This is a genomic window from Cellulophaga baltica 18, assembly GCF_000468615.2.
Classification (GTDB): Bacteria; Bacteroidota; Bacteroidia; order Flavobacteriales; family Flavobacteriaceae; genus Cellulophaga; species Cellulophaga baltica.
Window position 1 is genome coordinate 4,196,562 of sequence record NZ_CP009976.1, and the last position, 21,832, is coordinate 4,218,393.

Annotated in this window: 20 protein-coding genes; 12 read left to right on the top strand and 8 right to left on the bottom strand. The window is 33.9% G+C overall.

Annotated elements, in window-relative coordinates; translation table 11 throughout:
- Positions 1–264 precede the first annotated feature (264 nt).
- Positions 265–3,540 carry a ligand-binding sensor domain-containing protein gene (locus M666_RS18150; RefSeq protein ID WP_029445735.1) on the top strand — a complete coding sequence of 1,092 codons (3,276 nt, stop codon included), beginning with the start codon at positions 265–267 and terminating at the stop codon, positions 3,538–3,540.
- Between the two features lie 92 nt (positions 3,541–3,632).
- Here M666_RS18150 and carB read toward each other — a convergent pair whose 3' ends face one another.
- Positions 3,633–6,485 carry a carbamoyl-phosphate synthase large subunit gene (gene carB / locus M666_RS18155; protein WP_029445734.1) on the bottom strand — a complete coding sequence of 951 codons (2,853 nt, stop codon included), beginning with the start codon at positions 6,483–6,485 and terminating at the stop codon, positions 3,633–3,635.
- 107 nt (positions 6,486–6,592) lie between these two features.
- The gene (gene rpmH, locus M666_RS18160; RefSeq protein ID WP_013548937.1) at positions 6,593–6,760 is read right to left on the bottom strand and encodes a 50S ribosomal protein L34; all 168 of its coding nucleotides are present in this window, start codon (positions 6,758–6,760) and stop codon (positions 6,593–6,595) included.
- A 195-nt stretch (positions 6,761–6,955) separates the two neighbouring features.
- Between rpmH and M666_RS18165 the strand changes: the two genes are divergently transcribed.
- Positions 6,956–7,471, top strand: coding sequence for a hypothetical protein (locus tag M666_RS18165; RefSeq protein ID WP_024479829.1), 516 nt, complete (start codon positions 6,956–6,958; stop codon positions 7,469–7,471).
- Positions 7,472–7,548: 77 nt separating this feature from the next.
- On the opposite strand, the gene M666_RS18170 is transcribed toward M666_RS18165, so the two are convergent.
- Together M666_RS18170 and M666_RS18175 are read right to left on the bottom strand one after the other, a co-directional pair.
- A complete protein-coding gene (locus M666_RS18170) occupies positions 7,549–8,496 on the bottom strand; it encodes a lytic transglycosylase domain-containing protein (RefSeq protein ID WP_024479828.1) in 948 nt (315 codons plus the stop codon).
- 29 nt (positions 8,497–8,525) lie between these two features.
- A complete protein-coding gene (locus M666_RS18175) occupies positions 8,526–9,203 on the bottom strand; it encodes an alpha/beta hydrolase (protein ID WP_029445733.1) in 678 nt (225 codons plus the stop codon).
- 168 nt (positions 9,204–9,371) lie between these two features.
- Here M666_RS18175 and M666_RS18180 point away from each other — a divergent pair, with 168 nt between their 5' ends.
- Positions 9,372–9,668 (top strand): GNAT family N-acetyltransferase, encoded by a 297-nt coding sequence (locus tag M666_RS18180; protein ID WP_024479826.1) that lies wholly within the window; start codon positions 9,372–9,374, stop codon positions 9,666–9,668.
- A gap of 33 nt (positions 9,669–9,701) precedes the next feature.
- Here M666_RS18180 and mtaB read toward each other — a convergent pair whose 3' ends face one another.
- The 3 genes from mtaB to M666_RS18195 all read right to left on the bottom strand — a co-directional run bounded on the left by mtaB (position 9,702) and on the right by M666_RS18195 (position 12,549).
- Positions 9,702–11,030, bottom strand: a complete 1,329-nt coding sequence (mtaB, locus tag M666_RS18185) for a tRNA (N(6)-L-threonylcarbamoyladenosine(37)-C(2))-methylthiotransferase MtaB (protein WP_024479825.1) — start codon at positions 11,028–11,030, stop codon at positions 9,702–9,704.
- A gap of 3 nt (positions 11,031–11,033) precedes the next feature.
- Positions 11,034–12,209, bottom strand: a complete 1,176-nt coding sequence (locus tag M666_RS18190; protein ID WP_029445732.1) for a GlmU family protein — start codon at positions 12,207–12,209, stop codon at positions 11,034–11,036.
- 88 nt (positions 12,210–12,297) lie between these two features.
- The gene (locus M666_RS18195; RefSeq protein WP_024479823.1) at positions 12,298–12,549 is read right to left on the bottom strand and encodes a type B 50S ribosomal protein L31; all 252 of its coding nucleotides are present in this window, start codon (positions 12,547–12,549) and stop codon (positions 12,298–12,300) included.
- 166 nt (positions 12,550–12,715) lie between these two features.
- On the opposite strand from M666_RS18195, the gene M666_RS18200 reads away from it, so the two are divergent.
- From M666_RS18200 to M666_RS18240, 9 genes are all read left to right on the top strand, one after another.
- Positions 12,716–13,222, top strand: coding sequence for a DUF4199 family protein (locus tag M666_RS18200; protein WP_158400258.1), 507 nt, complete (start codon positions 12,716–12,718; stop codon positions 13,220–13,222).
- Positions 13,223–13,253: 31 nt separating this feature from the next.
- Positions 13,254–13,760 carry a DUF4199 domain-containing protein gene (locus tag M666_RS18205; RefSeq protein ID WP_029445730.1) on the top strand — a complete coding sequence of 169 codons (507 nt, stop codon included), beginning with the start codon at positions 13,254–13,256 and terminating at the stop codon, positions 13,758–13,760.
- Between the two features lie 92 nt (positions 13,761–13,852).
- Positions 13,853–14,374, top strand: a complete 522-nt coding sequence (locus M666_RS18210) for a DUF4199 domain-containing protein (RefSeq protein WP_029445729.1) — start codon at positions 13,853–13,855, stop codon at positions 14,372–14,374.
- Between the two features lie 34 nt (positions 14,375–14,408).
- Positions 14,409–15,380 (top strand): glycosyltransferase family 2 protein, encoded by a 972-nt coding sequence (locus tag M666_RS18215; protein ID WP_029445728.1) that lies wholly within the window; start codon positions 14,409–14,411, stop codon positions 15,378–15,380.
- A 30-nt stretch (positions 15,381–15,410) separates the two neighbouring features.
- The gene (locus M666_RS18220) at positions 15,411–17,120 is read left to right on the top strand and encodes a phospho-sugar mutase (protein WP_029445727.1); all 1,710 of its coding nucleotides are present in this window, start codon (positions 15,411–15,413) and stop codon (positions 17,118–17,120) included.
- Positions 17,120–18,943, top strand: coding sequence for an ABC transporter ATP-binding protein (locus M666_RS18225; protein ID WP_029445726.1), 1,824 nt, complete (start codon positions 17,120–17,122; stop codon positions 18,941–18,943). Before M666_RS18220 ends, M666_RS18225 begins: the two co-directional genes overlap by 1 nt.
- A gap of 250 nt (positions 18,944–19,193) precedes the next feature.
- On the top strand, positions 19,194–19,736 hold the full coding sequence (locus M666_RS18230; protein ID WP_025614414.1) for an RNA polymerase sigma factor: 543 nt from the start codon (positions 19,194–19,196) through the stop codon (positions 19,734–19,736).
- Positions 19,737–19,769: 33 nt separating this feature from the next.
- Positions 19,770–20,276, top strand: a complete 507-nt coding sequence (locus tag M666_RS18235; protein ID WP_029445725.1) for a hypothetical protein — start codon at positions 19,770–19,772, stop codon at positions 20,274–20,276.
- A complete protein-coding gene (locus M666_RS18240; RefSeq protein ID WP_024479814.1) occupies positions 20,269–20,721 on the top strand; it encodes a hypothetical protein in 453 nt (150 codons plus the stop codon). The genes M666_RS18235 and M666_RS18240 overlap by 8 nt, the downstream gene beginning before the upstream one ends.
- 40 nt (positions 20,722–20,761) lie before the next feature.
- Here the strand turns inward: M666_RS18240 and M666_RS18245 are convergent, their stop codons facing one another.
- Complete coding sequence (locus M666_RS18245) at positions 20,762–21,790, bottom strand: WD40/YVTN/BNR-like repeat-containing protein (RefSeq protein ID WP_029445724.1); 1,029 nt, start codon at positions 21,788–21,790, stop codon at positions 20,762–20,764.
- Positions 21,791–21,832: the final 42 nt, after the last annotated feature.

The following is a 21,832-nucleotide window of genomic DNA, read 5'->3' on the forward strand; positions in this document are numbered from 1 at the left end:
TTATCGACCTTAATTATCCAACAAATGAATCTTATTGTTTATTGCATGCCCTCCCTAATCTATATCATATAGAGCTCCCCCTATTGACAAAGGGAAAGCAATGATTTCAAATCATGACCAGAGAATAAGTCATGCACTCTTCTATAAATCAGTTTTTTACCACAACATAGCGTTCATAGGCAACAAAAAATATATACGTACGGTTAATATTCCTAATATTGTAATCCTTAACCTACTTTTTAATATAAACCCCTGTTGATTAATATGTTATTACTGAAGCAAGCAGCTACACTAATGTTATGGTTATCGTTACTACTACAATGTTGTACACCTGTTCTTGCACAACAAAACCAGACTGATATCTCTTTTCAACACTTACCAGGAGGTTTATCACAGAGCTCTGCTAATGTGATATTTGAAGATAGTTATGGATATTTATGGATAGGCACCAGAAATGGACTTAATAAATATGATGGTAAAAGTTTTGAAATATATGAGCAGGCTGTAGATAGTACAACTGGCCTCACCAATGGCTATATCGAAGATATTTACGAAGATGACGATAGACAACTGTATATAGGAACTGTACAGGGTTTAAATATATATCAAAGGGAGATGGACGTGCTAAAACCCTATCCATTTTTTGGAGAAGGTAAAAAAATAGCCTTAGAACATTTTTATTCCATTACTAAATCCTCAGATATTCTTTGGCTGGGAACCACAACAAGCTTATTCAAATATCATACAACCACAGGGGACCTTAAAGAATTTGTCTATCAGGAAGGGACCCCCAACATACTAAAGAACAACTATTTTGTTAAAATTGCAGGACTAGATAATCAAAACACGCTAGTTTTTATCGATAATGACATCTGGTTGTTGGATAAGGAATTGCAAATAGTATCAAAGTTTCATGAAAATCAGAGAATACGAAGTGTAATACAACAAAACTCAACCCAGTTTTTAATTGGCCTGCATAACGGTGAGCTCCTTGAATTAAAAATACAACCAGGCCATGCCTTAAAGGTTGAACGAAAAAAAATAAGTAATGGGTATCCTATTTTATCTTTAGCCATTGCGCCAAACGGCGATTATTGGATGGGTAGTGAAAATGATGGTCTTTTTATTTACTCAAAAAATACCAAACAATTATCAAATTTAAAATATGATAATACCAATATAAATTCCATCTCCAGCAACTCTATCTGGTCTATATACAGTAGTGAAGGAATTATGTGGCTAGGTCCTTATAAAAAGGGACTAAGCTTCTACGATCCCATATATCATAAATTTGAACATATAAAAAACCAACCTTTTGATTCTCGTTCTTTAAATAACAACAATATAAACTGCTTTATTCAAGATAAAAATGACCCCACAGATCATCTCTGGATAGGAACGGATGGAGGCGGATTAAATTATTGGGATAGAAGTGCTAATTCATTTAAAAAATACAGTTTAGACAACAATACCCTTAATACCAATGTAGTATTAAGCATCCTGCAAGACAAAAAAAACAATGTATGGTTAGGATCTTGGGGTAAGGGAATTACTATATTAAATTTAAAGAATAAGCACTACGAAGTATTAACCAAAGAAAACTCCTTTCTACTATCAAACAATGTTTTTAATTTAATGATGGATAGCAAGGATCGCATTTGGATAGCAACTTTTCACGGCGGATTACAAGTCTATAATCCAGACACCAAAACGCATCAAAACATACCGCTTACAAACAGCATTAACAATACTAATATTTCTACCATTACAACCATAACGGAAGATAAAAATGGAAATATTTGGGTTGGCACACAAATATCTGGGCTCTTTAAACTCACTGAAATAAATGAGGAATGGCAATACACCAGTTATAATAGTCAAGAGCCTAAACACCTCATGAGTAATGATTTTATTAATGCTATTGTAGAAGATAGTAAGGGCACTTTATGGGTAGGTACTCAAGCTGGCTTAAATAAATACAACGCTAGTACAGGTTATTTTCAAGCGATCACCCGTAAAACCGGATTGAAAAATGATGCCGTGAAAGGAATTATAGAAGACGAAAACCATTTATTATGGTTAAGTACCGGTTTTGGAATTATTCAATACAATCCTGAAAACGACGTATCTATAAATTATGATATTAATGATGGTTTACAAGGCAACGAATTCAACTCAAATTCTTTTTATAAAACTAGAAATAACGAGTTACTTTTTGGGGGTAGCAATGGTTTCAATTTATTTGAGGCAAAAAATATTAAAAAAAGAGAAGATACCCCAAAAGTAAATATCACCAGTTTAAAAATATTCAACAAACCAATTTATGCAGGTGATGCCTCTAAAATTTTAGAACGGCACATCTCTCAAGTAGACTCCATTAAAATCTCCTACGATAATGATGTACTTAATTTTGAGTACAACGCATTAACTTTTCGTCATCCGGATAAGGTGAACTATGCCTACTTCTTAGATGGTTTTGAAACGGACTGGAACTATGTGGGACACAAAAAGAATGCGACATACACCAACTTAGAGCCAGGAAATTATACGTTACGAATAAAATCGAGCAATTCTGATGGGATTTGGAATAACAACGAGACAACTCTAAACATTACCATTACACCTCCTTTCTGGGAAACTTGGTGGTTTCGCTTGCTTTTGGTTCTTTCCTTAATATTAGGAATTTATTTGGTGGTTTACCTACGACTTAAAAGTATAAAATTATACCAACTAACACTAGAAAAAGAGATAGACGAGCGAACACAACAATTACAACAACAAAAGAAAGAACTTAAAAAAATAGCTGATGAGTTAACTACAAAAAATCAAGAAATTCAGCGTTTTACTTTTGCCGTTTCACATGATCTTAAAAGTCCGCTTAGTGGTATTAAAGGTATTGCCAGCTTAATTCCTATGGAGTTTGCAATGAAAGACTATCCTGAATTAGAGCAATATCTAGAGATGATTAATATTTCATGTGATACGATGAATAACCTTATTGGGGATATTACTAAAATTGCAAAAATTGGTAAAATAGAGAACCAAAATGAAATACTTGACGTCAATGAGATTGTAGCATTATCAACCACCTTAGTCAAAGGAAAATTAAAAGTAGCCAAGGTAAAACTCATCGTGGAAAAAAACTTACCTAGTATTTATGGAGACAGAAATAGAATTATACAAGTATTTGGCAATCTACTAGATAACGCTATAAAGTATATGGGCGAACAAAAAGAACCCGTAGTTCATATTAAAGCACAAGAAAATGCCGACAACATACAATTCTCTATTTCTGATAATGGTTCTGGAATGGATGAAAAATCTTTAAAAAAGCTTTTCTCACCATTTGAGCGATTTCATGCTAACGTAAAAGGAACCGGCTTAGGTCTATATATGATTAAACAGATTATAGAATCACATAACGGTACTATTTATGCTAAATCTGAGGGTACAGGAAAAGGAACTACTTTTTATGTGGAAATCCCCAACATCGTAGATCAAGAAATCCAAAACATGATGACTAATGACTTGGAATCTTGAAGATCCTATCAGTAGTCGACCAAGAAATTGAGGCAAAAAAAATAGCTTGAGCAATACGCTCAAGCTATTTCCTGTAATAAATATGTTCTTTCTTACTTACTCAAATACATTTTACGACGCGCATACAAGTTGTAAAACTCATCATCTTTTAAGCTATCAATAAATAATATGCTTTCACCAGTACTCTTCATTTCTGGTCCCAAATTTTTATTTACATTATGGAATTTCTCAAAAGAAAATACAGGTTGTTTAATAGCATAACCTTCCAATTGAGGGTTAAAATTAAAGTCCTTTACTTTTTTCTCTCCTAACATTACCTTCGTAGCATAATTTACATACGGCTCTTTGTATGCTTTTGCAATAAAAGGTACGGTACGAGATGCTCTCGGGTTTGCTTCAATGATATAAACCGTATCATCTTTAATTGCAAACTGAATATTTATAAGGCCTACAGTGTTTAATGCTAAAGCAATTTTCTTCGTATGATCTTTTATTTGTTGCATTACAAATTCCCCTAAATTAAAAGGAGGCAATGTTGCATTAGAATCCCCTGAATGAATACCACAAGGCTCAATGTGCTCCATAATCCCTATGATATACACATCTTCACCATCACAAATTGCATCTGCTTCAGCTTCTATTGCTCCGTCTAAATAATGATCAAGCAACAACTTATTACCCGGTATTTGCTTTAAAAGATCAATAACATGCTCTTCCAACTCGGTCTTATTAATCACAATTTTCATTCCCTGACCTCCTAGTACATAGGATGGTCTTATTAATAATGGAAAGTCTAACTCGTCAGAAAGTGCTAAGGCTTCATCTGCTGTTTCTGCGATTCCAAATTGTGGAAAAGGAATGTTATTCTCTAATAACATTTTAGAAAAATGTCCTCTATCTTCCGCTAAATCTAAGGCTGCAAAACTAGTTCCTATAATTTTAATACCGTATTTCTCTAATTTCTCAGCAAGTTTAAGTGCTGTCTGTCCACCAAGTTGTACAATAACACCTTCTGGCTTTTCATGAAGAATAATGTCATAAATATGCTCCCAAAAAACAGGCTCAAAGTAAAGTTTATCTGCCGTATCAAAATCTGTAGATACTGTTTCTGGATTACAGTTAATCATAATAGTTTCATAACCGCATTCTGCAGCTGCGAGTACACCATGTACACAACAATAATCAAACTCTATACCCTGTCCTATTCTGTTCGGTCCTGACCCTAAAACAACTATTTTCTTTTTATCGCTAACCACACTATCGTTAGCAACGTAGCGCTTTCCATCAGCTGTTTCTATTTCTTCTTCAAAAGTAGAATAATAGTAAGGCGTCATTGCCTTAAATTCTGCCGCACAGGTATCTACCAATTTAAAAACTCTATTGATATTAAGATTTGTTCTTTTACTATGAACTTCACTTTCATAACAATCTAGCATATGTGCTATTTGTCTATCAGCAAAACCTTTTTGTTTAGCCTCTAGTAACATATCCTTTGGTAAGGTCTCAATTGTATAGGTTTCTATTTCTTTCTCTAAAATATGTAATTCCTCATACTGCTTTAAGAACCACATATCAATTTTTGTAATCTCGTGAATTCTACTTAACGGAATACCTAATTGTATGGCATCATAAATAATAAAAACACGATCCCAGCTAGGAATCGTTAGTTTACTTATGATTTTATCGTAATCTTTTAATCCTTTACCATCTGCTCCTAAGCCGTTTCTCTTAATTTCTAAAGACTGTGTAGCTTTATGAAGGGCTTCCTGAAAAGAACGCCCAATTCCCATTACTTCTCCTACCGATTTCATTTGTAGGCCTAAAGTTCTATCCGATCCTTCGAACTTATCAAAGTTCCATCGTGGTATTTTTACAATGACATAATCTAGGGTTGGCTCAAATAAGGCTGATGTAGATTTGGTAATTTGATTGTCTAATTCATCTAGATTGTATCCTATAGCTAACTTTGTTGCTACTTTTGCAATAGGATATCCTGTTGCTTTTGATGCAAGTGCAGATGAACGCGATACTCTTGGGTTAATTTCTATAGCTATAATATCTTCTTTTTCATCAGGACTTACAGCAAACTGTACATTACATCCCCCTGCAAAATCTCCAATACTACGCATCATATGAATAGCCATATCTCTCATTTTCTGATAAGTTTTATCAGATAATGTCATTGCAGGTGCTACGGTAATAGAATCTCCCGTATGAATCCCCATTGGATCCATATTTTCTATAGCGCAAATAATAACTACGTTATCATTTTTATCACGTAGTAATTCTAGTTCATATTCTTTCCACCCCATTAAGGCTTTATCAATCATTACCTCGTGAATTGGAGATATTTCTAATCCGCGACTTAGTAACTCATCAAAATCTTCTGGTTTGTAAACGATAGATGCTCCTGCTCCTCCTAGAGTGTAAGATGCCCTAATTACTAAAGGAAAACCAAATTCTTGCGCAATCTCTTTTCCTTTTAAGAATGATGTTGCTGTTGCCTGTGGTGCCATGCCAACACCAATTTCCAACATTAAATTTCTAAACTTTTCACGGTCTTCTGTGATGTTGATAGCATCAATATCTACCCCAATAAGTTCTACTCCAAAATCTTTCCAAATTCCTTTTTCATCGGCTTCAATACATAAATTTAAAGCAGTCTGACCTCCCATTGTTGGTAAAACCGCATCAATATTTGGATGCTTTTTCAGGATTTCAATAATAGACTTGGTCGTTAAAGGTTTTAGATAAACATGATCTGCCATACTCGGATCAGTCATTATCGTAGCAGGGTTACTATTGATTAAAATAGTTTCTATCCCGTCTTCGCGCAATGATCTAAGCGATTGAGAACCAGCATAATCAAACTCGCATGCTTGTCCAATTACAATTGGTCCAGATCCAATTAATAAAACAGATTTGATACTTTTCTTCTTCGGCATTGTACTTGTATTATATAGTGTTCGCTAATTATTTTTAAAAATAGGCAAAAAAAAAGGTGTTACTTATAAAAAAGTAACACCTAATATTTTAAATAACAAATGAATCATTATTTTTTATGTCTTGTTTCTGAAGATACAGTTAATTTTTTTCTTCCTTTTGCTCTTCTTCTAGCAATAACTTTTCTTCCATTTACAGACGCCATGCGTTCTCTAAAACCATGTTTATTTCTTCTTTTACGCTTTGATGGCTGATATGTTCTTTTTTGTCCGGGCATCTTATAATATCTTTAGTATCCTTTAATTTTCAATTATTAGTTTTGTCGATGGCTCGTCCAAAACTGGGCGCAAATATACAAAGACTTTTCGCATTGACAAATCTAATTTAAAAAATATTTTAGTTTGTTTTTATTACTTTTGCCAAATTAAAAAATAGAAGTAAAAACTAACTCCTTTTCAAATTTACAAATAACATGTTTAATAAAATTTTTAAATTAATAATTGCCGGATTAATTATAGCCTATGCTATATACCAATTTATTGAAGGTAACATTGGTAATGGTATCTTTTTAATCTTGTTTTCATTAATTTTTATATTCCTTTATTTCAGAAATGAAATTATACTTCTAGCCTTTTTAAGAATGCGAAAGCAAGATTTAGCTGGAACTGAAAAATGGCTTTCTAAAATAAAAAATCCAGAAGCAGCGCTAACACTGAAGCAACAAGGGTATTATAACTATTTACATGGCATCATTTTTTCTCAAACAAACTTAACTACCGCTGAGAAATACTTTAAGAAAGCTTTAAAACTTGGCTTAACAATGGATTACGACGTCGCTATGGCTAAATTAAGCCTTGCGGGTATCTCTATGCAGAAAAGAAGAAAAAGAGAAGCTACAATGCTTCTTAATGAGGCTAAAAAATTAGACAAACAGAATATGCTTTCGGATCAAATAAAAATGATGAAAGAGCAATTGAAGAAAATATAAGCTTCTTAACAACATCCAATAAAAAAGCTTTAGCGGTTCGCTAAAGCTTTTTTTATATCTAAATGGTACTTAAATGTCTATTTTGATTCCTTGTAATAGCCCTTATTCGGAATTTCGATAATATATTTCTTTCTAGAATTATTGTTTAAATGCGGCTCACGCAACCAAGGATTATGACGTTTTAATATCTTATAGTTAATCTCATATTGCTTAGCAAAATCTGCAAAGTTTGTCACTGGAACATCTACTTCCACATTGAACGTAGGCACTTGTGTATACATATCCTCTTTAGCAATATCAAAACCATATTTACTAGGGTGCGATAAGATCTCTTTAATAGCTAAAATTCGGAAGACATAACGACCAGTTTCTTGACCTAAAAGTAAATCATAATACGCATTTACATCTTGCGCATTCAAATATTTCTGAATTCCGTAAGATCCCGCGTTGTAAGACGCTGCCGCCAAAGTCCATGTACCAAATTTCTCTTTAGACTTTTTCAAGTAATCACAAGCAACCTCTGTAGCTTTTTCTATATGGTAACGCTCATCTACGTTATCATTCACTTCTAAACCATACTCTCTACCTGTAGTTTTCATAATCTGCCAAAAACCAGAAGCACCTGCAGGAGACTTTACATTCTCTAAACCGCTTTCTGCTACAGCCAAGTATTTAAAATCATCTGGAATTCCATTTTTAGCCAAAATAGGTTCTATAATTGGAAAGTATTTATTAGCGCGTTTCATTAATAAAAGCGCGTTAGATTGCCAGTAAGTATTAACTAAAAATTCACGATCTACACGCTCCATAATTTCAGGATCTTCAAAAGGAACAGCCTCCCCCGCAAAATTTAGGTCATCTGGAATATCAATAGCAGATATTTTGTATCCTGTTGCTTTTTCTGACACCATTGTTGCATCTTTTGCAATCTGGTTTTCATCTGTAGAATTTTGGACTGCAAAAATAAGTGTACTCACGACACATAGCACTCCCAAAAGCATTAACGTATTTTTTAAAAATTTCATAGCTACCATAGTTTTATACATCAAAGATATTAAATAGAACTTTCGTTTTGCAAAATAATTGTAGGAAGATGCTCATTAAACCATTTATATCTATGAATTATCATGGTATGAGTCCCATTTTTAACTTTTATGCAATTTTTAATGTTTTCTACAGGAAAAACAGGGTCTTTCTCCCCTTGAATATGAATCAAATTTTTAAGCTCTTCCCCTTCTTTCCAATTTATGATATGATCTATACACCAATCCAAATAATATTTATCCCGTACAGACAGGTACCGCTCATACAACTCCAATCGTTTTACCACTGTTTCGCCAAAAGCATATTTTGCCAGCAACTCTACATTGTTCACAAGCCCTGTAGGAAGCAATTTATGAATCTTGGTATATTTAGCAAACTGCATTCTTTTTGGAAGCTCTGACTGCGCTTTTACGCTTGAAATTATAATAAGCTTTCTCACAGGAATAATTCGTGCTATTTCCTGAACGAGGATACCCCCAAAAGAAACGCCAATGAGCACCGGATTAGGTTCGGTTATTTGTTCACTCATTAGTTTTGCATAGGCGACTAGAGAAATTCCTTTTTCTGGAGCAAACCATTCTAACCTATGAACGATAAATAACTCTTCAGGCAATTTGATATGCTCAAAAATTAAAGAAGAAGCAGCCATACCTGGCATAAAATAAACGGGGATTTTAATTTGTGTCATAGGAAAGTAAACTATCAGAAAACTAGGAAATTAGCAAAAAAATAAGTACTTTTATGCTCTTGCTAATTTTTATATTAAACATTTATTTTTACATCTTATCACCAATCAACCTTTACAACTTTGAGAACCTTGTATGGGTTAATTTTAATGAACTAAAATCAAAACTATATGAATGAAGTAAACATTACAGACAATAGTTTCTTACGTCAATTTGAAACAACGGTTAATGGGCACTTAGCAAAGATTGAATATTCTGCTCAGGAAAGAAAGATTTTCTTAACTAAATTGATAATCCCTGAAACTGTTACTCAAGAAGGCTTTAAAGAACAATTCATCGAAGCTGTATTAAACGTAATTCAAGAAAGAAATTTACGAGTAGTACCTACAAGTCCGCAAATTGCTGGATTTCTAAGAAAAAATAGCAGGAAATATAAAGATATGCTGCCCGTTGGTATTCGCATCTAATCCTAAAAAAACCGCTCCAAAAGAGCGGTTTTTTTATGCTTCTATTTTTTCTGACACAAAATCAAACCGAACCAAACCATCTTCATCAATAGTGGTAAGCGTAACTTGCTTTAACTGATTGACCAATTCTGGATTCCACGGTGATTTTACCTTAACATAATTCTCTGTAAAACCATGGATATACCCTTCCTTATTTTCTCCTTCAAAGAGAACGGTACGGGTTGTTCCGAGCTGACTTTCATAAAAAGCCCTTCTTTTTTTAGCAGATAAGCCCCGTAACATCTTACTACGTTTACTACGCACATTTTTAGAGACCACTCCATTCATTTCTGCAGCAACGGTATTATCACGTTCTGAATAGGTAAATACATGCAAGTAAGAGATGTCCAACGTATTTAAGAAATGGTAGGTTTCTAAGAACAGCTCATCGGTTTCTCCTGGAAAACCAACTATAACATCCACACCAACACAAGCGTGCGGCATAACCTCTTTAATACGCGTAACACGGTCTACATATAAACCACTCAAATACCTACGACGCATTAATTTCAAGATTTCATCACTCCCACTTTGAAGTGGAATATGAAAGTGCGGCACAAAAGAATTACTCTTAGCCACAAAATCTATCGTTTTATTTTTCAATAAATTAGGTTCTATACTAGAAATCCTAAGCCTATGGATTCCCTCAATAGCATCTAAAGCTTCTACCAAATCATAAAAAGTATGTTCGTGTTTCTTATTCCCGAACTCCCCTTTACCATAATCACCAATATTTACACCGGTAAGTACAATTTCTTTAATGTCTTGCGCTGCAATTTCTTTTGCATTTTTAAGCACATTCTGCAAAGTATCACTACGCGAAATTCCACGAGCTAAAGGAATAGTGCAATAGGTGCACTTGTAATCACAACCATCTTGCACTTTTAAAAAAGCGCGGGTTCTATCGCCAATAGCATAGCTCCCTACATAAAAATCTGCCTCAACAATTTCACAAGAATGCACTTCTCCAAAATCATTTTTAGACAAATCGTTTATATAATCTGTAATTTTAAATTTTTCGGTAGCTCCTAAAACCAAATCTACACCGTGCACAGACGCTAATTCTTCTGGTTTTAATTGCGCGTAACAACCAATAGCCGCAACGAAAGCATCTGGATTTACTTTTTGCGCTTGTTTTACAATACTTTTAAAACGTTTATCTGCATTTTCTGTAACAGAACATGTATTTATAACGTACATATCTGCATGTTCAGAAAAATCTACACGATCAAAACCTTCTTCTTGAAAATCTCTCGCAATTGTAGATGTTTCTGAAAAATTCAATTTACATCCTAAGGTATAAAATGCAACTTTCTTTTTCATCGCTTAGTAATTTCTCCACTTTTTAGTTTCCTCAAAAACATGGGTTAAAATTGCCTCTTCTTTTTCATCAAATTCTATTCCCCTGCGAGACATCACTAATCTTGCAGTTTCAAATGCTTTATTAGGCAAATATTCTGTAAAGCCAGAAGCACCGCCCCAACTATAACTCGGCACAAAATTTCTAGGAAAACCTGCTCCATAAATATTTGTACTTACCCCAACTACAGTTCCTGTATTAAACATGGTATTTATGCCACATTTACTATGATCACCCATCATTAAACCACAAAACTGAAGCCCCGTTTTCGAAAAATCCTCGGTTTCATAATTCCATAATCGGACATGATCGTAATTATTTTTTAGATTAGAATTATTGGTATCTGCTCCTAAATTACACCACTCCCCAATTACCGAGTTCCCTAAATAACCATCATGACCTTTATTAGCATATCCCAACAAAACAGAATTATTAACTTCTCCTCCTATACGAGAATGTGGTCCTACTGTAGTTGCTCCATATATTTTAGCCCCCATCTTCACTATAGCTCCTTCACATAATGCAAAAGCGCCACGTATCATAGCACCTTCCATAACTTCAGCATTAGCACCAATATAAATTGGTCCTGAAGATGCATTTAAGATACTACACTCAACCACAGCACCTTCTTCTAAAAATATGTTCTCAGGATTAATTACTGTATTTGTTTTAGAAATAGGCTGACTCTTACGGTCTTCTGTAATAAAATCAAAATCTTCTTGTATCGCCGCTGCATTCTTAGAAAAAATATCCCATGAATTTTCGATACGTAGTACGTCACCATCAAATTCAATAGCCTCATAGGTAGCTAAATCTACCTCCTCTTGCGACTCTTTAGTATAAAATGCAATAACTTCTTCTCCAAAAAAAATAGCTTGGTTCTCTGACAACTCAGTAACCATAGTCACCAAGGTTTCATTCGGCAAAAAAGACGCATTAATCAACACATTCTCTTCCAACTCTACCATTGGGTATTTTTCCGATAAATATTCCTCAGTAATGGACGTGGTCGTACTTTTTAAATAATTTTCCCACTTTTCACGAATCGTAAAAATCCCAACACGGATATCGGCCACAGGCTTTGTAAAAGTAAAAGGCAAAAGCGCTGTCCGTACGGTACCATCAAAAAGAATGTAATTCATCAGTCAGTAATTTTTTGGTAAAAATAAAAAAAGTCACGTTCCGTTGTTTAACGGAACGTGACTTAATTGCTAAAAGTAGCAAAAAATATTATTTTTCGAACTTCTTGTATTTGTTCTTGAACTTATCAATACGCCCTGCAGTATCCACTAATTTAGCTTTACCAGTATAAAAAGGGTGTGATGTTCTTGAAATTTCTAATTTAATTAAAGGATACTCTACACCTTCAACTTCTAACGTCTCTTTCGTATCTGCAGTAGATTTCGTAATAAAAACATCCTCATTAGACATGTCTTTGAAAGCAACTAATCTATAATTCTGTGGGTGTATATCTTTTTTCATTTTTAAAAAACTTAATAACTTCTATTTTTAGAGAATGCAAATTTATGTTTTTTTCTTAAACCTACAATTATTAATCACTAAAAATTCAATAAAAAATATTCTGAGTGATTCTTTCCCAAGAATTAAAGCCTATTTTTGTGCTATTAAAGTCAAAAATAAGCAAATTTTGGAATCAGATAACTCTAGTGCAATTAAAAAAATAGTTTTACCAATAGCCCTTATATTCGGGGCTGGAAGAATTATCTTCGATTTAATTCCCAAAATAGCAGGCGCCAATAGTAAAGTTTACTACGCTACTTTTTTAGTTGCTTTTGTTTTTGAGGTACTAGCCATCATTTATATCATAAAAAAGTACAAGAAAAGTCAAAATAACAGCATAAATCTAAAAGAAGCCTTAATTGTTGGTGTTATGTTTATGGTAATAGTGGGTGGTTTATACGCCATTCAATCGTATTTATATGATGTATATATAGATCCAGAGTTTCAAAGAGAGACCGCTTTGGAATGGGCTAACCTCTATGGAAAAAGTGGGGATGTAGAAAAAATGATGAATGAAGGAGACCGTATTCAAGAGACGAGTTCTATTTTTAGCATTATCAGTAGCATTCTTAAATTCTCTTTACTTGGCATTCTAGTTTCTTTTATCGTAGGAACTATAGTAAGAAACCGTTAAAACAAGGACATCCATTTATATATAGCAACATATGAAACCACATCAAATTGAAGTTTTAAAATTTGGAACAAAATACGGCATCATAACTGGAGTTATTGGCATTATTTTTACAGTGGTATTGATTGCTTTAAACGTGCTTTATAATCAATCTATAGAAAAGACCCTTAGTGGTTTCGTCGTTTTAATTGTTCCCATAATCACAGCTATCTATATATTTAAAAAGAAAAACAACAGTTTAGCCGTAGAACAAGCCATAGGTGTTGGCGTTATTACCGCTTTGGTTGCGGCAATAGTTACCATTCTCTTTACCTACCTATTAACCAATTTTATCTTAACAGATTTCTGGGATAACTCTGCTGCCATTAACAGAATACAACTCAAAGAACAATACCCAGCAATTACTCCTGAGCAGCTACAAGAGAACATTGCATTAAAGCAAAAAATGTCTTGGATCACCTATCCTTTCATCTTATTATTCAATTTATGCATTGGTTTTGTAGTATCACTGCTCACCGGAATTGCACTAAAAACTAAATAATACTTCGTTAAATTCTTTATTTATCCGTTAATTCTTGTAACATTTTACATTAAACTGATACTAAGTAGTAGAACCACTTTAAGTAAGATGACATGGAAGCTAAGAAACCAACAACAGGAAAATTTGGATTAATTTACGGAACAGCAGCAGCTATAATCGGTATTGTATTCACATTCATGCTCATGGCTAGCGATTTGCTTTTTGATCCATCGCCCGTAAAATCTATTGTGCAAGCCATCATATTTATCGTCATTGTTATCCTAGCAATTTATAATTTCAAAAAAAATAATGACAACTACTTATCTCTAGGACAATCTTTAGCTATAGGCGCTATAGTAGCTATAGTTGCTTCTATCATCGGTCTTATTTTCATGTATTGCCTAACCACCTTTATAGTTCCTGACTTTTGGGCGCAAAACGCAGAAGTAACCAGAGCTATTATGATTGAAAACAACCCTTCATTATCTCCTAAAGATCTTGAAAACATGCTAGAAATGCAAAGTAAATTTAATTGGATTATCTATCCTGCTATGTTAGTTATGAATCTTGTCGTAGGATTTTTTACAGCATTAATTACAGGTCTGATATTAAAAAAGACTGAAAATTTATATTAATCCGTACTTTTGAAAAGATTTTCAGAAGTATTGCATGAATTTATCTATTATTATACCTCTTCTTAATGAAGAAGAATCTTTAAAAGAATTACATAATTGGATTGTTTCCGTCATGGAAAGCAATAACTTCTCCTACGAGATTATTTTCATCGATGATGGTAGTACAGATACTTCATGGCAAGAAATTTCGGCTTTATCAAACGCTAATCCTGCTGTAAAAGGAATTAGATTTTTACGTAATTACGGAAAATCACAAGCTTTACATGCAGGTTTTAAAGCGGCGGCTGGTGATGTGATTATTACTATGGATGCCGATTTACAGGATAATCCAGACGAAATCCCGGAACTATATACTGCCATAAAAACAGAAGGATATGATCTTGTTTCTGGATGGAAGAAAAAAAGGTACGACTCAGTTTTAAGTAAAAACATGCCTTCTAAACTTTTTAATTGGGCGGCACGCAAAACTTCAGGGGTAAAACTTCACGATTTTAATTGCGGACTTAAAGCGTTTAACAGCAAAGTGATTAAAAACATTGAGGTTTCTGGAGAAATGCACCGATACATTCCTGTTTTAGCCAAAAACGCAGGCTTTTCTAATATTGGAGAGAAAGTCGTACAACACCAAGCCCGTAAATACGGGAAGACCAAATTTGGCATGGAACGCTTTATTAATGGCTTTCTAGATTTAATTACCATTTGGTTTGTTTCTAAATTCGGAAAACGTCCTATGCATTTATTTGGTGCTTTAGGCGTATTAATGTTTTTTGTAGGTTTTTCTTTTGCCTTATATTTGGGTATTGATAAACTATTTATTCATAGAACAGGAAGATTGATTACAGACCGACCACAATTTTTCATCTCTTTAACCGCTATGATTATTGGTACACAGTTATTTTTGGCTGGTTTTTTAGGAGAAATAATGGTACGATCTAAAACAAATGAAACACGCTATACCGTAGCGGAAGAATTAAACACAACAATTTTAAACGAATATTCTAAATAAATTTACGACACACCCTAAAGCACTACTTTTATGGACAATATACTAAATACAGCCAAAACCTGGTTAACCGATTTCTTTGATGCTGATACTAAAAAAGAAGTTCAAGATTTAATAGATAACAATACCGAAGAACTAAAAGACAGGTTCTATAAGAATATGGAGTTTGGTACTGGCGGTATGCGCGGTGTAATGGGCGCTGGAACAAATAGAATAAACAAATACACTTTAGGAAAAAGTACACAAGGTTTAAGTAATTACTTAAACGAAGTATATAAAGGAGAAGAATTAAAAGTGGTTATTGCTTTTGATTGCCGCCATAATAGTGACACTTTAGCAAAAACAGTGGCTGAAGTATTCTCTGCAAACGGAATTAAAGTATTTTTGTTTTCTGAATTAAGAACTACTCCTGAGCTTTCTTTTGCGGTAAGACATTTAAATTGCCATGCAGGTATTGTACTGACTGCGTCACACAACCCACCTGAATATAATGGGTACAAAGTATACTGGACAGATGGCGGACAAATAGTACCCCCACAAGACGGGAAAATTGTAGCAGAAATTAATTCGCTTTCTTTTGAGGATATTAATTTTAAAGCTAACCCTGACTTAATTGAATTAATAGATAAAGAAGTTGATGAAGCTTTTATTTCAGAATCTGTTGCCAGAGGCAGTTTTAATGCAAAAGGTAAAGACGATTTTAAAATAGTATTCACTTCCTTACACGGAACATCCATCACTGCTATTCCAGAAGTTCTAAAACGCGCTGGATATAAAAACGTGACGATTATAGAAGAGCAAGCTAAACCAGATGGTAATTTCCCAACGGTAAAGTCTCCCAACCCAGAAGAGCCGGAAGCGCTTTCTATGGCGATTAAAAAAGCTACGGAAATTGGAGCTGATATGGTAGTAGGTACCGATCCTGATAGTGATAGATTAGGTATTGCCGTACGTAATCTTGATGGCGAAATGGAAATTTTGAATGGAAACCAGACGATGGTTTTAATGACTAAATTTCTTTTAGAAAAAGCCAAGCAAGAAGGTTTTAAGGGTAACGAATTTGTTGCCTCTACTATTGTTTCCACGCCAATGATGGAAGCGATGTCTAATGCCTATGGTGTAGAATACAAAACTGCATTAACAGGATTTAAGTGGATTGGAAAAATGATTAAAGATTTCCCTAACCAAAACTTTATTGGTGGTGGCGAGGAAAGCTTTGGTTTTATGGTAGGTGATTTTGTTCGCGATAAAGATGCCGTTACTTCTACCCTATTGGCTTGTGAGATTGCTGCAAACGCAAAAGCAAATGGCAGCTCATTCTACAAAGATTTAATTGATTGTTATGTTGATTACGGCTTCTACAAAGAAAAACTTATTTCTTTAACTAAAAAAGGAATGCAAGGTGCGGAAGAGATCAAGCAGATGATGATTGATTTTAAAGAAAACCCTGTTCTTAGTATTGATGGCTCAAAAGTAATTATCGTTGATGATTACAACACATCAACCTCTAAAAACCTTAATACTGGCGAAGTTTCTACTATTGATATTCCTAAATCTAACGTACTAATCTATACTACAGAAGATGGCACCAAAATGGCCGCTAGACCAAGTGGAACTGAACCTAAAATTAAATTTTATTTCAGCATCAATACTTCTTTAGATACAGCCTCGGCATTCAAAGAAGTTAATGCCAAATTAGAAGCTAAAGTTGCTCGTATTTTGAGTGAACTTAAATTGAATTAATGGATAATTACAAAAAGATTCTTCGCTACGCGAAACCTTACCGTAGCTACGGATATTTAAACATATTTTTCAACATTTTATACGCATTGTTCAGCGCGCTATCTTTTGCCGCGCTGATTCCAATGTTAGATGTCCTATTTAAACCCGAGAAAAAAGTGCTCAAGGAACCCGTATATACAGATATGGGGCATTTAAAAGATTACCTACAAGAGACCATCAATTACAAAGTTACCGCATACTCTGGTGATGACGATATGAAAGGACTAATTTTAGTAATTGGCCTTGTGTTGTTTTTGTTCTTATTCAAGAATCTCTTTAATTATCTTGCCATGTATTTTATTACATTTTTGAGAAATGGCGTTTTGAAGGATATACGAAATAAAATGTATCAAAAAATTACAGAGCTTCCTATTTCCTTTTATTCTGAAAAGCGAAAAGGAGATGTAATTGCCCGGATTACTTCCGATGTATTAGAGATACAACACTCCTTCTTGTCAGTATTAGAACTAATTGTACGCGAACCATTAACAATAATTTTCACCATTTTTATAATGTTTGGCATAAGCACAAACCTTACATTATTTGTTTTTATATTTATACCTATAGCCGGATATATTATTTCTTTAATTGGGAAATCATTAAAAAAGAAATCTGATGACGTGCAGCGCGAGCAAGGAGAATTTTTATCTATTACGGAAGAAACATTAAGTGGATTAAAAGTTATAAAAGCTTTTAATGCGGAATCCCGTTTTAATAAAATGTTTAATAATTCAACAGAAAGATTTTTTAAATTTTCAAACATTTTACTGAATAAACAAAATTTAGCCTCTCCTACTGGGGAATTTCTAGGGATTTTGGTAATAGGCGTTTTACTCTGGTTTGGAGGGAAAATGGTACTTGTTGACAAAACACTAGACGCGTCTTCCTTCATAGCCTACATGGGATTAGCGTATAACATTCTTACTCCCGCAAAAGCTATTAGTAAAGCTTCTTATGGCGTTAAAAAAGGAGACGCTGCAGCAGAACGTATTTTAGAAATACTTGAAACAGAAAATCCGATTACCGAAATCACGAATCCAATAGAAAAAAATACGTTCGATACTGGTATAGCACTACAAAATATAAGTTTTAAGTATGATGATGAATATGTACTTAAAAACTTCAACCTGAACGTACCAAAAGGATCTACAGTGGCATTGGTAGGACAATCTGGAAGTGGAAAAAGTACTATAGCTAATCTTGTTACGCGCTTTTATGATGTTAATGAAGGAAGCATCAGTATCGACGGAGTCAATATTAAAGAATACTCCAAAGGCTCTTTACGCGGCCTTTTAGGTTTAGTAACACAAGATTCTATTCTTTTTAACGAGACAGTTCGTAATAACATCAGTTTAGGAAAAGAAAATGCTACAGATGAAGAGATAATAGAAGCTGCAAAAATAGCAAATGCTCATGATTTTATTATGGAGCTACCAAAAGGCTATGATACCAACATTGGAGACAGTGGGAATAAATTAAGCGGCGGGCAAAAACAACGTTTGTCTATTGCACGTGCCGTCTTAAAAAACCCTCCTATCATGATTCTTGATGAAGCTACTTCTGCTTTAGATACAGAAAGTGAACGTTTGGTGCAAGATGCCTTAGAAAAAATGATGCGTAACCGTACTTCTATTGTTATTGCACACCGTTTATCTACCATACAAAGTGCAGACAATATTGTGGTATTACAAAAAGGAGAAATTGTAGAGCAAGGTTCACATACCAAACTTTTAGCAATGAATGGCACCTACAAGAAGTTAGTGACCATGCAATCCTTAGGATAATATTTTGTCCACCTATTTTAATAGATGATACAGACGCGTCTGATGTTTATAAATTTCGAATTGATTTTAGCCTGATTTAAAATCAATTCGAAGTATGTAGATACTGATATACAGAAGGCTACAGAACTTTTCTTCACACACCAGAACAATGTAAATTCTCAGTACACTTCATAAATTTTAACAAATTTCTCTATTCCCATTAAACCTTTTTATAAATTTAGAGTCCTACCTACATCTAATGCATTAAAATTTGATAGAAGAAGCACTCCTGGTTAAGCAACTACAGACTGAGGCCACGCAAAAACGGGCTTTTGAATTGTTGGTGAATACCTACAAGGAGAAACTCTATTGGCATATAAGACGGATTGTTTTAGATCATGACGATACCGATGATGTTTTACAGAACACATTTATAAAGGTGTTCAAAAATATTAACGGCTTTAAAGGCGAAAGCAAACTATATTCTTGGATGTATCGGATAGCCACAAACGAAGCACTGTCGTTTCTAAATTCAAAAAGTAAAAAATTGAATATTGGCAATTCTGAAATTCAGGAAAAGATGATTGCTAACTTAGAATCTGATGTTTATTTTGAAGGTGATTATATTCAATTGGCATTGCAAAAAGCTATTGCCACATTACCCGAAAAGCAGAAATTAGTTTTCAACATGAAATATTATCAAGAAATGAAATATGAAGAAATTTCAGATATTCTTGAGACATCGGTAGGAGCCTTGAAAGCATCTTATCATTTAGCAACTAAAAAAATTGAAGCATTTTTAAAAGACGATTAAACCTATTAACAAATTGATAGTCAAACAATAGCAATGAAAAAAACAGGAAATAGTTTCAAGGTTCCAGAAGGTTATTTTGATAACTTCACTAGTAAATTACTCGATAATTTACCTGAAGAAGCAGCTATTACCCCTAAAAATGAAGGGTTTAAAGTTCCAGAAGGTTATTTTGAGAATTTCAATAAAGAATTAGAAGCCAAACTTGAAATAAAAGAACCTAAAGTAATCGCTTTAAAATCTTATAAAAAATACTATTACGCTGCAGCATCAATAGCAGCAGCAATTACCATAGCCATTGGTCTAAATTTAAATAAAACTCCGGAATTAAGCTTTGATGATTTAGCCGATGTAGATATTGAAAATTATTTTGACAGTAACGAATCTAGCTTGAGCAGTTATGATATCGCCGAAATTATTCCGGTAGATGAATTGGAAATTTACGATGTTATAGACAACCATTTGAGTGATGAAAATGTAATGGATTATCTAGAAAACAATATTGATGATTTTGATGAATTAAACATAGAAAGCAATGAATAACTTAAAAAATATAATTCCCATACTACTACTTATGCTTACCGTTTCGCTTTCTTTTGGGCAACGAAATGGCGATTGGGATAAGATTAGAACGCTTAAAATAGCGTTTATCACTGAACGTTTAGATCTTTCTAGTAAAGAAGCGCAGACCTTTTGGCCTATTTATAATGAATACCAAGCTAAAAGAGAAGACTTGCACGAAAAAGGTCATACTGAAATAAGAAAGAAACTCGATGCTTCTGATAATTTATCCGAAAACGATTCTGCCAAGCTTTTAGATAAATACCTTCAGTTTGAGAAAGAAGAAGAAGAATTAGAGCAAACATACCTAAAGAAAATTCAGAAGGTTATCTCTGCAAAGAAAACTTTATTATTGATTAGATCTGAAGGAGACTTTAAACGAAAATTGATCAAGCAATATCGCGATAAGCATAAAAATAACAAGTAAATATCTTTAAAAACCGTTACTCATCTATGTAGCGGTTTTTTTAGTTGAAAATTAATTTAGACACTCTTCCTTTTCCTGCTGCATACGCCACAGAATCATTTTTAAAACGGAGCGTAAAGAAGCCTTCATCCGATAATTTTTTCCACGTAGCGCCTGTATCAGTAGAATAGCTAATTCCCGTAAAGCCCACAGCAACTAATCCTTTCCCATCAGAATTTGGTATAAATTGCACACAACTTTTATAATTAGGTTCCACACCATCGGCTACTAAATTCCATGTTTTCCCACCATCTGTAGTCATCGCTTTATTGGCCTTATTGCTTTCCGGTTGCGTATAATCTCCTCCTACAGCAAATCCTAAACGATCATCATAAAAATCTAGAGAATAAATACCCTGAGTAGCTTCTTTGTGTAACACTGGAGTTTGGATAACCGACCAAGTATTAGCTTTGTCGTCCGAATAATAAATACGTCCGTGGGTAGTTGCCACCCAGGTTTGATTCCCAATCACTTTAATATTGGTGTTGCTGGCTGCAAAAGCCCCTTCATCCGCTTTTCCTTTAGGTAAGGAAGTACAATCTTGCTTGTGCCAAGTTTTCCCTCCATCTCTGGTTATTATAATTGATAAGCATCCATTACTACTATCGCCAATAGCAATCCCTTCCTGATCATTCCAAAAGGTCATTGCATCATAAAATACATTTTCCCCTTCTTCCTTATACACTAATTCTAGTTTGCCATGATCCCCTGTTTTGTATAATAAAGCGGGCGTTCCAATAGATAATACAAAAACATCGGTTCCTGTATCTGCAATACTTCTAAATTCTGGGCGAATAGAATCATACTGAACATTAGTTCCAAAAACTTTTCCTGTAGTTAAATTTACAGTCCCTACAAATCCCTTATTAGCAGAAAAAGCTAGGGTATTATCTATAAGCTCTATAGCACGTATACTTAAGGAGTCTTCATAAATAGTGTCTACTGTCACGGCCGTAAACGGTTTACGGGTGGTTTCTTCATGACAGGAAACTACTAGCAGGGAAATTATAGCAATAAATACGTATTTCATAACACTCAACATTTACAAAAACCAAGAGGTATTGGTTCTTTT

Coding starts and splice junctions, on each gene's coding strand:
- M666_RS18150 (WP_029445735.1), top strand. CDS start 265: ATGTTATTACTGAAGCAAGCAGCTACACTAATGTTATGGTTATCGTTA.
- carB (WP_029445734.1), bottom strand. CDS start 6,485: ATGCCGAAGAAGAAAAGTATCAAATCTGTTTTATTAATTGGATCTGGA.
- rpmH (WP_013548937.1), bottom strand. CDS start 6,760: ATGCCCGGACAAAAAAGAACATATCAGCCATCAAAGCGTAAAAGAAGA.
- M666_RS18165 (WP_024479829.1), top strand. CDS start 6,956: ATGTTTAATAAAATTTTTAAATTAATAATTGCCGGATTAATTATAGCC.
- M666_RS18170 (WP_024479828.1), bottom strand. CDS start 8,496: ATGAAATTTTTAAAAAATACGTTAATGCTTTTGGGAGTGCTATGTGTC.
- M666_RS18175 (WP_029445733.1), bottom strand. CDS start 9,203: ATGACACAAATTAAAATCCCCGTTTATTTTATGCCAGGTATGGCTGCT.
- M666_RS18180 (WP_024479826.1), top strand. CDS start 9,372: ATGAATGAAGTAAACATTACAGACAATAGTTTCTTACGTCAATTTGAA.
- mtaB (WP_024479825.1), bottom strand. CDS start 11,030: ATGAAAAAGAAAGTTGCATTTTATACCTTAGGATGTAAATTGAATTTT.
- M666_RS18190 (WP_029445732.1), bottom strand. CDS start 12,209: ATGAATTACATTCTTTTTGATGGTACCGTACGGACAGCGCTTTTGCCT.
- M666_RS18195 (WP_024479823.1), bottom strand. CDS start 12,549: ATGAAAAAAGATATACACCCACAGAATTATAGATTAGTTGCTTTCAAA.
- M666_RS18205 (WP_029445730.1), top strand. CDS start 13,254: ATGAAACCACATCAAATTGAAGTTTTAAAATTTGGAACAAAATACGGC.
- M666_RS18210 (WP_029445729.1), top strand. CDS start 13,853: ATGGAAGCTAAGAAACCAACAACAGGAAAATTTGGATTAATTTACGGA.
- M666_RS18215 (WP_029445728.1), top strand. CDS start 14,409: ATGAATTTATCTATTATTATACCTCTTCTTAATGAAGAAGAATCTTTA.
- M666_RS18220 (WP_029445727.1), top strand. CDS start 15,411: ATGGACAATATACTAAATACAGCCAAAACCTGGTTAACCGATTTCTTT.
- M666_RS18225 (WP_029445726.1), top strand. CDS start 17,120: ATGGATAATTACAAAAAGATTCTTCGCTACGCGAAACCTTACCGTAGC.
- M666_RS18235 (WP_029445725.1), top strand. CDS start 19,770: ATGAAAAAAACAGGAAATAGTTTCAAGGTTCCAGAAGGTTATTTTGAT.
- M666_RS18240 (WP_024479814.1), top strand. CDS start 20,269: ATGAATAACTTAAAAAATATAATTCCCATACTACTACTTATGCTTACC.
- M666_RS18245 (WP_029445724.1), bottom strand. CDS start 21,790: ATGAAATACGTATTTATTGCTATAATTTCCCTGCTAGTAGTTTCCTGT.